Source organism: Psychrobacter communis (assembly GCF_014836505.1).
GTDB lineage: Bacteria > Pseudomonadota > Gammaproteobacteria > Pseudomonadales > Moraxellaceae > Psychrobacter > Psychrobacter faecalis.
Window position 1 is genome coordinate 1 of record NZ_JACSQR010000050.1, and the last position, 11,522, is coordinate 11,522.

General features: G+C 43.3%; 10 protein-coding genes. 6 read left to right on the forward strand and 4 right to left on the reverse strand.

The features are described from left to right. Positions 1 to 406: 406 nt before the first annotated feature. From ubiG to H9653_RS11710, 4 genes are all read left to right on the forward strand, one after another. Positions 407 to 1,267, forward strand: coding sequence for a bifunctional 2-polyprenyl-6-hydroxyphenol methylase/3-demethylubiquinol 3-O-methyltransferase UbiG (gene ubiG, locus H9653_RS11695; RefSeq protein WP_191692494.1), 861 nt, complete (start codon positions 407 to 409; stop codon positions 1,265 to 1,267). Between the two features lie 73 nt (positions 1,268 to 1,340). Beyond that, complete coding sequence (locus tag H9653_RS11700; protein ID WP_191692495.1) at positions 1,341 to 2,051, forward strand: HAD family hydrolase; 711 nt, start codon at positions 1,341 to 1,343, stop codon at positions 2,049 to 2,051. A 93-nt stretch (positions 2,052 to 2,144) separates the two neighbouring features. Beyond that, positions 2,145 to 2,981, forward strand: a complete 837-nt coding sequence (locus H9653_RS11705; protein WP_225211747.1) for a YciK family oxidoreductase — start codon at positions 2,145 to 2,147, stop codon at positions 2,979 to 2,981. Between the two features lie 162 nt (positions 2,982 to 3,143). After that, positions 3,144 to 3,410, forward strand: a complete 267-nt coding sequence (locus tag H9653_RS11710; protein ID WP_102077773.1) for a DksA/TraR family C4-type zinc finger protein — start codon at positions 3,144 to 3,146, stop codon at positions 3,408 to 3,410. A 113-nt stretch (positions 3,411 to 3,523) separates the two neighbouring features. Here H9653_RS11710 and ompR read toward each other — a convergent pair whose 3' ends face one another. Further along, the gene (gene ompR / locus H9653_RS11715; RefSeq protein WP_068407795.1) at positions 3,524 to 4,282 is read right to left on the reverse strand and encodes an osmolarity response regulator transcription factor OmpR; all 759 of its coding nucleotides are present in this window, start codon (positions 4,280 to 4,282) and stop codon (positions 3,524 to 3,526) included. A 425-nt stretch (positions 4,283 to 4,707) separates the two neighbouring features. Between ompR and H9653_RS11720 the strand changes: the two genes are divergently transcribed. Next, positions 4,708 to 7,257, forward strand: coding sequence for a Tex family protein (locus H9653_RS11720; protein WP_191692496.1), 2,550 nt, complete (start codon positions 4,708 to 4,710; stop codon positions 7,255 to 7,257). 103 nt (positions 7,258 to 7,360) lie between these two features. Here the strand turns inward: H9653_RS11720 and H9653_RS11725 are convergent, their stop codons facing one another. The 3 genes from H9653_RS11725 to H9653_RS11735 form a co-directional block, all read right to left on the reverse strand. Then, positions 7,361 to 7,843, reverse strand: coding sequence for a hypothetical protein (locus H9653_RS11725; protein WP_191692497.1), 483 nt, complete (start codon positions 7,841 to 7,843; stop codon positions 7,361 to 7,363). A gap of 444 nt (positions 7,844 to 8,287) precedes the next feature. Further along, complete coding sequence (locus H9653_RS11730; protein ID WP_191692498.1) at positions 8,288 to 9,133, reverse strand: hypothetical protein; 846 nt, start codon at positions 9,131 to 9,133, stop codon at positions 8,288 to 8,290. A gap of 352 nt (positions 9,134 to 9,485) precedes the next feature. Continuing rightward, the gene (locus H9653_RS11735) at positions 9,486 to 10,799 is read right to left on the reverse strand and encodes a saccharopine dehydrogenase family protein (protein ID WP_191692499.1); all 1,314 of its coding nucleotides are present in this window, start codon (positions 10,797 to 10,799) and stop codon (positions 9,486 to 9,488) included. A gap of 446 nt (positions 10,800 to 11,245) precedes the next feature. Here H9653_RS11735 and H9653_RS11740 point away from each other — a divergent pair, with 446 nt between their 5' ends. Further along, positions 11,246 to 11,401 carry a DUF1328 domain-containing protein gene (locus tag H9653_RS11740; RefSeq protein ID WP_068407724.1) on the forward strand — a complete coding sequence of 52 codons (156 nt, stop codon included), beginning with the start codon at positions 11,246 to 11,248 and terminating at the stop codon, positions 11,399 to 11,401. Positions 11,402 to 11,522 lie beyond the last annotated feature (121 nt).

The window sequence follows — 11,522 nt, forward strand, 5'->3', positions numbered from 1 at the left end:
ATTATAGATATAATCTATCTATTATAGTAATAAATAGGTAGGTTTGTATATGTTTTATTTAACTGTTTGCAACCCTTTTATAGACTACTGCCTATAATAGCGTAAAATGCCCATAGTTGTGAACCCGATTCTTAACTAACGGTTGTAAAGCTGTGAGCTATTATTTAAGGTATCTTACTTATGGTTTTGCGCTTATTTTATATCATAAATTTCAGCCCGATCGTCAATCCAAAGTCGTTAAGCCAAATTTTTTCAATTTAAAAATAGCTGTCTCATAAGACTATAATTTGCGCGTTTCACAAACGGTGACGATGTACTCACGACAAAGTTGCTGCTCTCATGCTAATATTGAGCGTAGCATCATACTTCCCGATAATAACTATAATGCCAATAAAGGAAAAATCCTATGAGCCAAGTTTTACCTTCTGCGCAGCCTGTGAATCATCAACAAAACAATCCTACTGACAATATGAGCAATAGTAATAATGTTGCTAACGAATTCAATCAAAATACGGCGATTAATGTCGATGCCAGCGAAGTAGAAAAATTCAACAATTTGGCGAGCGAGTGGTGGAATAAAACCGGCGCCTTTGCCACCTTACACGAAATCAATCCGCTACGCCTTAATTGGATAGAAGACAACGTCAAGCACGGCTTTATGAGTGCTGATAGCAGTAAAATCGCAGAATTGGGCTTGGCGGGTAAAAAAGTTCTTGATGTCGGTTGCGGCGGCGGTATCTTGTCAGAGTCAATGGCGCGACGCGGCGCTGATGTCACCGGTATTGACCTTGGCACAGAAAATCTCAAAGCGGCGGCCTTGCATGCTGAGCAAAGCAATTTAGATAATACCTTGCGTTATCAGCACATTCCGATTGAACAATTGGCTGAAACCCATGCCGGCCAGTTCGATGTGGTGACTTGTATGGAGATGCTCGAGCATGTACCAGACCCAACTGCCATCGTTGAGGCGTGTTTTAAGCTACTAGCGCCAGGCGGCGTTTGCGTGCTCTCGACCATTAACCGCAACCCTAAGTCCTACTTATTTGCCATCGTTGGCGCTGAGTATGTATTGCGTCTACTTGATCGCGGTACCCATGATTACGCCAAATTTATTACCCCAGCGGAATTGGATAAAATGGCGCTAAATGCGGGTTTCAGCCGTCAAGATATCATTGGGCTGCATTATAATCCGTTGACCAAGCACTACTGGTTGGCGCAAAACGTCGATGTCAATTATATGATGGCGGTACAAAAACCACTGTTGTAAATTTTTTTTATGAGTATTCCTTTTTAACCACTTTTTAAATCCATGTTTTAAATTAATATTAAGAGCGCCTGTTATGAGTCAATTTGTAAAAGCTGTCTTGTTCGACCTTGATGGGACGTTAATCGACACTGCCGCCGATTTCGTCCGAATTATTGGTAAAATGAGCGGCGAGAATGATTGGCAAGCGCCACCTGAAGCTGAGATTCGTGAGCAAGTTTCCGCAGGCGCTTCGTCGATGGTGCGTTTGATGTTGCGTCATAACGGCCAAATTGAGGTTAGTGAAGAAGAGTTACTTGAGTTTCGTCAGCAGTTTTTAGACGATTATGAAGCCGATATATGCGTCGATAGTTGTGTCTTTAGCGAGCTTGAAGAAGTACTGCGCACCTTAGAGGATAAAGGCGTGCCGTGGGGAATTGTCACCAATAAGCCGCGCTATTTAGCAGAGCTTTTGCTAGAAACAATGCAGTTAGATGAGCGCTGCTCGGTACTGGTCTGTCCTGATGATGTATCACGCTCTAAGCCAGATCCAGAGCCGATGTATATGGCGTTGGAAAAACTCGCTATCCCGCGCGGCGCTGCTGAAAGTGTGCTTTATATTGGCGACCATATACGCGATATCGAAGCGGGCAACGCCGCTGGTATGACAACCATTTTAGCTGCCTATGGTTATATCCCGCCTGAAGATCAAAAAAACTTAAAGAAATGGGGTGCTGACTACATTACCGACACCCCTAAAGAGTTGAGTAAGCTTTTACTTGCTTCAGGTAAGTTTGACTATTTATAAAATAACTACTTATAAAGCAAATAAGCCATTCATCAAGATAGCTAATAAGCAACCTACTATCAAATCATCAAATAATAAGCAGTGAGTAATGCCATGAGTGACAATACTAATCCGCCCACGCCGCAGCAAGCCAATCAAGCAGCTGCGCAAAATTCTGTACCATCTGTATCGCACGACGCTATTCGTAATTTTATACCGCCTGATAACTGCTTAGATGGTAAAACAATTTTGGTCACGGGTGCTGGTGATGGTATCGGCCGTGTTGCCGCCTTGACCTATGCCCGTTATGGTGCGACGGTGTTATTGTTAGGGCGTACCAGTAGCAAACTTGAATACGTTTATGATGAAATCGAAAGCTTTGGCGGCAAGCAGCCTGCCATGCTACCGATGAATCTCGAAGGCGCGACTTATGCTGAGATGCAAACGCTAGAGAATTTGATAGCAAAAGAAGTCGGACAGCTCGATGGGGTATTGCACAACGCTGGCATGCTAGGTGCTTTGACACCGCTTGAGATGTACGATGTCGATATGTTTGCTCAAGTGATGAAGGTCAACTTTACCTCTACCTTTATGCTCACCCAAGCGCTACTGCCGCTGCTTAAAGATGCCGCCCATGGTTCTATCGTCTTTACTTCTAGTAGCGTTGGCACCTATCCGCGCGCGTTTTGGGGTGCCTATGCACTGTCCAAGCAAGCGGTAGAAGGCATGAGTGATATATTTACCCAAGAGACGCAAAATACCACCAATTTACGCTTCAATTGCATCAATCCTGGCGGCACCCGTACCAATATGCGTGCTCATGCTTTTCCGGGTGAAAATCCGATGAGCCTAAAGACACCAGAAGATATTATGGGCGGCTATGTGTTTTTGATGAGTGATGAAAGCATCGGTGTGCGCGGTCAAGTGGTTGAGCTGCAACCAAAAAGCTAATTATCATTTGCTATCTTATTGCCCACTATTTTTATCGCTATTAATGGTATTTATAAAAGCGTTTATTGATTGAAATAAGTGCTCTATAACCCCATCTATTTGTTATTAAAGGCTTTTATCAATTAAAGCCTAAATATTATTAATAAAAAATAGGATACGATTATGGCAGGTGGCTGGTCAAGAGATGGGGCAGAGCATGAACAAATGGATGCGACCGTTAATGATGCGTTAGAGCGCGCACGGCGTGCACTGCCGACCGGTGAAAGTGCTGAGTTTTGTGATGAGTGTGGTAACCCCATTCCAGAAGCGCGGCGCATAGCGGTACCAGGTGTGCAGCACTGCGTTAGCTGTCAGTCTGAGCTTGAAAAAGAAGCAAAGGCAACTGAGCTCTTTAATCGCCGCGGTAGTAAAGACAGTCAATTACGTTAGATTTATGCGCTAAATATTTAACGTTAAACCAATAGTTAGAACAATAAAAAGCCCTGCAATCAATGTGCAGGGCTTTTTATGGCATTTAATATTTTCAATACTAAAAGTTAGACCTATTCGCTCTTAGCGGCTTCAACTTCTGCTTCATCGGGTACGAATACATAGCCGACGCCCCAAACGGTTTGGATATAACGCGCTTGTGAAGGATTGTCCTCAATCAAACGGCGCAAACGTGATACTTGCACATCGATAGAACGCTCCATCGCGCCCCATTCACGGCCACGGGCAAGATTCATCAGCTTATCACGCGTCAATGGCTCACGCGGATGCTGCACCAAGGCTTTTAATACCGAGAATTCACCGGTTGTTAAAGTCACCACATTGCCATCACGTTTTAGGGTACGAGTCGATAAATCAAGCGTCCACGGTCCAAACTCAACCACTTCAAGCTGATGACTTGGCGCACCCGGCAACTCACGATTTTGACGACGCAGTACCGCTTTGATACGAGCGAGTAGCTCTTTTGGGTTAAATGGCTTTGGCAGATAGTCATCAGCGCCGGCTTCAAGGCCAGCGATACGATCGGCATCCCCACCTTTAGCAGTCAGCATGATGATCGGTATATCGCCATTGTCTTCACGCAAACGCTTACAGATACTAATACCGTCTTCGCCTGGTAGCATCAAATCCAATACCACCAATGAGAACAGCTCACGTTGCATCAATTTGTCCATCTGATTGCCATCATGCGCCGTACGAACGACAAAACCATCGTCTTCTAGAAAACGCTGCAATAAAGAGCGCAAGCGGGCATCGTCATCAACGACCAAAATACGCTGGTTTAAGGTGTCAGGGCTGTTGTTATCTGTCATACAGTCATCCTCTTATAAAAATTATTATTGGTAGAAATTGTGATTAAAAATACAAGGGTGAATATCTTTGTTAATAAAAATAGAATTCAAAAAAGCGTCCATAAAGGTAACAATATTAGTGTTACTAGCTAGGAATCATTCCATCGATTGCTAAAAATCAATAAGTATAACAAACTAGTGTTCAGTACAGTAGTAAACTGCAATATTTGTACGATTAAGACTTTAGTGTATAAGATTGCTGTAATAATTGCATCAATGATAATGCTAAATGCTGTATGCGTTTGTTTAACAGGGCGCAAGAACGGACAATATCAGACGATTTTTGCCAGAAAACAGGTGATAAATAACGAAAAGATAAAAAGGATTTTTATTCATGCAGCTTTTGCTATAATGCAAAACTACATTTCTCAACGATTGATACGTCTATGAGTAGCACTGATACCTTAACGCCATCTCAAACCTCGACAAATGCACAGGTTTTGGATGCAACCACACACGCGAATATTCACGACAAGCTTGCTCGCGCGCTTGGCATTAAGACTGCTCAAGTCAATGCGTTTGTCAAACTTTACGATGAAGGCGCGACCGTTCCCTTTATTGCCCGTTACCGTAAAGAAAAGACGCAAAATCTTGACGATGCGCAGCTGCGAGCTTTAGAGAAGTCGCTCAATTATGAGCGTGATATGGCAACCCGTCGCCTTAAAATTACCGAGCTGCTAAGCACACAGGGCAATTTGACTGACGAGCTGCAGACGCGTATTGATAAAGCGACGTCGAAACTCGAGCTTGAAGACATCTACTTGCCATACCGTCCGCGTCGCCGCTCACCAGCGGCCAAAGCACGCGCCGCTGGTCTTGATGTGGCCGCACAAGCGCTCTTAACGCAAGAGATTACGCCGACAGCAGCACTTGCCGATTATCAAGTCCAATCTAGCATTACCGATGATAGTGGTAATGAGATTGAAGTCGACTTCAGCGATATCGACAAGCAATTGGCAGGCGTACAAGCCATCATCGTTGATGAATGGACGCAAGCGTTAGACTTACTCGATAATCTACGCAGTGGCTTTGCGAAAACGGCGAGTATTGTATCGAGCGTTGCTAGTGAAGAAAAACGCGAAGTTGGCGAGAAGTTCAAAGATTACTTTGAACATAGTGAAAGCCTTGCGCGTCTGCCAAATCATCGTCTATTAGCGATGCTGCGTGGTCGCCAAGAAAACGTTTTAGGTCTTAAAATCGAAGGCGAAGACGCGCCATTTATCGAAAAAATCATCAAGCACTTTGAGGTTGATGCCAAAGCGCCAGCAGAACGTCAAGAGTTTTTAACAGAAGCCGCGACCAGTTTATGGAAAGAAAAATGGCGTCCGCATATTGAGCATCGTTTATTGACAGAAAAACGTCTGACCGCTGAAGCCGATGCCATTGATGTATTTGCCAATAATTTACAGCATTTACTTATGGCAGCGCCTGCTGGCCGTAAGGTGATTCTAGGCGTTGATCCGGGTATCCGCCATGGCGTTAAAATGGCGATTGTTGATACCCAAGGCCATGTCATGCTAGATGGCGAAGAAAAGCCTGTCGTCGCCACCGTTTATCCGTTTGCCCCCGATAATAAGATGGATGAAGCCAAAAAAGTCATCGATGAATTATTAAGCACTTATGGCGTTGATTTGGTCGCTATCGGCAACGGTACGGCGAGCCGCGAAACAGACGCGATGATTAAAGAGATTTTGGCGGCCAACGCTGAGTTAAAAGCCAAAGCCGTAATCGTTAATGAATCAGGCGCTTCTGTTTATTCGGCAAGTGAGCTTGCTAGTGACGAGCTTGCCAATTTAGATGTATCGGTACGCGGTGCGGTTTCTATTGCCCGTCGCTTGCAAGACCCGCTATCAGAATTGGTTAAAGTTGACCCAAAAGCGATTGGCGTTGGTCAATATCAGCATGATGTCAACCAAACCCAGTTGGCAGATAGCCTAGATAAAGTTACCCAAGACAGCGTAAACGCCGTTGGTGTTGATGTAAATACCGCAAGTCCTGCTATCTTAGCGCATATTGCGGGTTTGAATAAAAATGTCGCCCAGCAAATCGTCACCTATCGTAAAGAGCACGGCGCCTTTGATAACCGTGAAGCATTGAAAAACGTCCCACGCTTAGGGGTAAAAACCTTTGAGCAAGCGGCAGGTTTCTTACGCGTCCACGGCGGTAGCAATCCCCTTGATGCGACAGGCGTGCATCCAGAAAGCTATGCGCTGGTTGACAGCTTACTTGAGCAAACCGGTAAAGCATTACCAGAAGTTATCGGTAACGATGGCGTGTTAAACAGCATCGATACCACTGCACTGGCTGCCAATGATGATAATATCAGTGTCAAAGCCATCATCGAAGAGCTTGCCAAGCCTGCTCGTGATCCGCGCCCTGAGTTTAAAACGGCTAACTTCCGTGAAGACGTCAATAGTATTAAAGACTTAAGCGAGGGCATGCAGCTTGAAGGTGTTGTTACCAACGTGACAGCTTTTGGTTGCTTCGTTGATGTCGGCGTCCACCAAGATGGTCTTGTGCATATCTCACAGATGGCCAATGATTTCGTCGCTGACCCGATGAACCGCGTTAAGCCCGGTGATATCGTCTCGGTACGTGTGATTTCTATCGACGAAAAACGCGGCCGTATCGGCTTTAGTATGAAGCCTGAATCTGAAAAACCCGTACGCCCAGATGCGAAGTCAACTACAGAAGGTACGGGTAATGAGAATAAAACCAATCGTCCACGTAGCAACCGTCCAAGTGATAGTCGTCCAGCGGCTGATAAGCGTTCGTCAAAACCACGTGGCAATCGTCAAGATAAAGATCATGCCAACAACCGTCGTAAAGCACCTAGAGCGGAGAAAGCAGCAGCATCTAATAAAGAAGCACCTAATAAAATAGGCACGCTTGGCGCGCTGTTGCAGGAAGCTGGCGTTACTAAAACTAAAAAATAATATTTATCATAATGATTAACCAAAAAAGGCAGCCAGATGGCTGCCTTTTTTATTGAGAATATATTGGAGGATTCTCTTTAAAATTGGTTTTGCTATTTATGTTTTATAGCGCTTGCGTTGGCTCGGCATCTTCTTCGCTTTCTGATAACGCTTCTTCTTGTAGGGCTGCTTCTTCATCTAGCATAGCTTGCTGCAAATCTTGTTGTTGCATCGCTGCTTCATCATCTTGCATGGCTTGTTGTTGCATTGCTGCTTCTGGATTTTGCATTGCGGCTTGTTGTGCCTGCATGTCTTCTTGCATGGTATTTTGAATTGTCGCTTGCTCAGCTTGTAGCTCAGTAGTCATTGGCTGTTTGTTAGCAAGATTATTAACCTGTGCTCTTTTGATCGTTTGAGTTTCGCTTAATTGAAATGGATTAGATTGATCGGTTGCGGCTTCATTTGTAGGAGTGCCTTCAGCTTCGAGGGTGGTTGCAGTGGCTGCATCTTCTACTGCTTCGCTATCAGTAGGGGCTGCCATAGCCAAACTTGGGATAGTGAGCGCTGCGCCCATAAGTAACGATAAAGATAGAGTACTTTTTTTCATTAATCCATTCCTTAATTTACAATCTTATAATGTCAGTTTAAGGGGTTTTAAACTTGACGCTTATATTGAGTATTGTTGTATAAAAAAAAATTGCTATACCAATTTATTTAGTATTTCGCATTTATATATTTAATATGTCTAACATTAAACCTATAGACAAAATAAAATCATGATAACCATTGAACGATTATCATGATTGATTTGGTTAGAGAGTTTTATAAGCTGAACTGGGTCAGTGATAAAAATCTAATAGGAGAATAGCAACTAAATAACCATGGGTTCAGTAGCACATCGATTAAAACTCTCACAGAGCGGTGTTTGTAAGTGAGTTTGTGCAACTATTGTAGCGTTATTGTCAGGCTCGACAAAAGGAAAGCAAAATGTCTTTTTTGCTTTCCTTTCTAATTTTAAAGACCGTATGGTTAATACTCAATTATCAACATTCTATTCAACAATCACATATTTACCGGTTGTTGGATCGACCACGCGTTGCTGGGTATTATTGTCCGGCACGCGAATCACAGGGAAGGTTTGACTGATTTCTGTATCTTCAAGGACGCTGCTATCTGCTTCTTCACCAACGATGACGGCGCGATTAGCTCCAACTTCTACCGCAATTGCTGTACCACTTGCGGTATTAACGCGTTTAATTTGGTCTTCCGGCGCAATGATGACTTCTTTTACACGGTACTTAGCAGGGCGGATAACGCGGGTAGTTTCGACAACGACTGGCTCCATACTGCGCTCTTCAGTGATCGCAACTTGAGGTTCTGGCGCTGGCGCTTCAGTTTCTTTAGGGTCGCTGACAACAGGGGTAGGGAATTTAGCACCAAAGTGATTGTCGCACTGCTGCATGCTGAGTCGTACCGGATTACCGGCTTTGTCCATATAAACGTTGACGAGCATATCAGCAGCGATAGGTACGTATTTGCCCACTAAAGGACCTGAAACACCATAACGACCGTTTGATTGTCCAACGCCCAAATCACAAGCACCGGCTGAATAATCACTGGCTTGTAAATTATTACTATTGACCACGGCTTGAGGAATCATAACCTCAGACAAACGCATCTTTTTAATCGATACTTCGCCTGCCTGCATCTTTGGTTTTTGGTAAGTATAAGGCGTATAAAATTTCGCCGAACCATCTTTGACCGCCATGACACATTCATCGTAGCTGTCATAACCAACGTTGCCATGGTTATCAGTCGTCATACCGGCGTTAGCGGTACTGGCAAACATGGCGACACCGGATGTCAAAACTGCGGCTGTTAATAGATTTAATTTCATAGTCATTCCCTCTTAGTTGTTATTAATGTAGTTATTGTTAATATGTCTCTTTGGGCTCATTGAACTTAGGCTTGGTCTATAAAATCCGTGCCATAACCTGTTCAATCCTACGTGAGTTATAGCAATATGGCTGTGACATTAGTCTGGAAATGTGTAGCTTAATGTATTGAAAAAGGGCAAAGGGGCAACATCGTTTACCAAAGAAATACGCTTTTATCGTTTATTAACATTTGTCTAAAAATTGAAGATCAACGAGGTAAAGAATATAAGCAATAAAAAAACCGCCTCTTGCTACCAAGAAGCGGTCGTTACTGGCTTAGTTAAAGTCATACTCAATGAGCTAAATCTTGTTTTAATCTTCTACTACTTCAAAGCTGAGACCAGAATGTTCTTCTAAACGTTCAATTAAGCGATCACCCATCGCCGAAGCAGGTGTCCAAAAACCACCACCGACATCGTCTTTACTAATATCTTGCGCGAGACATAAAGCTGCTTGCGCCAACATACGCGAGGTGCTGCCGTAACCTGGGTCTTTATCTCCAGTTACTTTAGTATTAATGGCATCGTTGTTGGCGGTTTCACCAAACAAGCGAATATCAAAGTAGCCGTTTTCTTGCTCTTCTTTAGAAGGGCCTGAGCCAGATTTAGGTAGCACATGTTTAGATAACAGCTCGCGGCTTGGTTTAATCATCATGGCGGTGGCAAAACCCATTAAGCCTGCGCTCATCGCGTAGCTTGATAATTTACCTTTTAAGCCGTCTTTCATCCACATGGCTTCGTCATACTTAAAGTCGCGACCGTATTCATAGCCAAGCAGTTGGTTACTGCGATGCACAATACGGGTATTGATGCTGGCCATAACAAAGGGTGCCAGCCAGCGTTTGTGCTCTTCATCGTATTCTGGCTTGCTGACATTATCTTGACGCACGTTTGGTGCATCTTTGTCATCGTTGAGCAGATAAGGGTTTGCTACTTGCTTACGGCGTGATTTATCTTGACCAACTTCTTCAAAAATCGTCGCCATCGACGCAATTGTGCCGCCAGATAGACCACCTTTTGCCGCTTTGACGCGCATATGAATCACATCGCAAGTGCTACCCAATTTTTCTTGTGCTTGCTGCTGGGTAAAATATACGCCCAAATCCGACGGAATAGAGTCAAAGCCGCATGAATTGACGATACGCGCGCCGCTTTGCTTGGCGGCGTCCTGATATTTATCCATCATATCTTTGATAAATATCGCTTCGCCAGTCAGATCGACATAATCGGTACCATGATTGGCGCAAGATTTAATCAAAGGTTCCCCATATTTTAGGTAAGGGCCAACGGTTGAAATAATAACTTGGGCTTGCTTGGTCATCTTATCGAGGCTAGCAGCATCGTTACTATCGGCAATGATTATATCGACTTTGCTGGCAAGATTAGACTGTAGCTCATTGAGCTTTTCTTCATCACGACCAGCTATCGCCCAAGTAACGTTTGCGCCATTTTTATCTTTAGCATTCGATAAAAATTCTGTTAGATAGTGCGCTGTAATCTGACCTACAAAGCTGGTCGCACCATACAAAACTACCGCGTAAGGACGCTTCTCACTAGGGTTTGCAGGCTCTTGATTTGTTGATGTTTGTTTTGATGTCGCTGTATCGTTTGAGGTTTCCGTATTCATAGTTATTTTCCTTATTAAATAGCGATTATTGTGAAATTGCTAAATAGCTGTTTTTGTTCATTATACAACTGACATTAGATATGGAATCTGCAGAAAGTAGCAGATTTAGGTTTATAGCAGATTTTGTCATAAAAATAAGCGAATTTAAGTAACTATTCACTATCTCTACACATAAGTCTTGAAAAGCCAAGTAAAAAACTTAAGAATGGTAAGATTTGCTACAAAGTTTACATAACCTATCGACATTATTACCAAAATGAACGTTCTTTAGAGAAAATCATTGCTAATCTATATTCGTACGCAGTAATAAGTTGTATCAAAACAAAAAGAAGATTTTCAGGAAGAAAAGAGTGCAGTGCTAAAACGGTTGATTGATAAATAGTTTATTAGCAACCAAAACTGCTAGCTGTATAGCTAATTTCTAACCATAATTTGAGGAGAATATTATGTTTCGTTGGGCCATTATTTTTGCGGTAATCGCGTTGATTGCAAGTTTCCTAGGCTTTGGCGGTGTCGCTGGTTTATCGGCAAACTTTGCTTATATCCTACTAGCTATTGCTGTGATTCTATTCATTGTCGCATTTGTTAGTCGCCGTATGTAATAGAGAACAGTGACTGCTTAGGTCGTAATTTTCCATATTGGTAATAACCCCAGTTCGGGATAAGCCACATTGTAACTTATTGATACTATTTACAATGTGGCTACCTGTCCCTGCTGAGGCA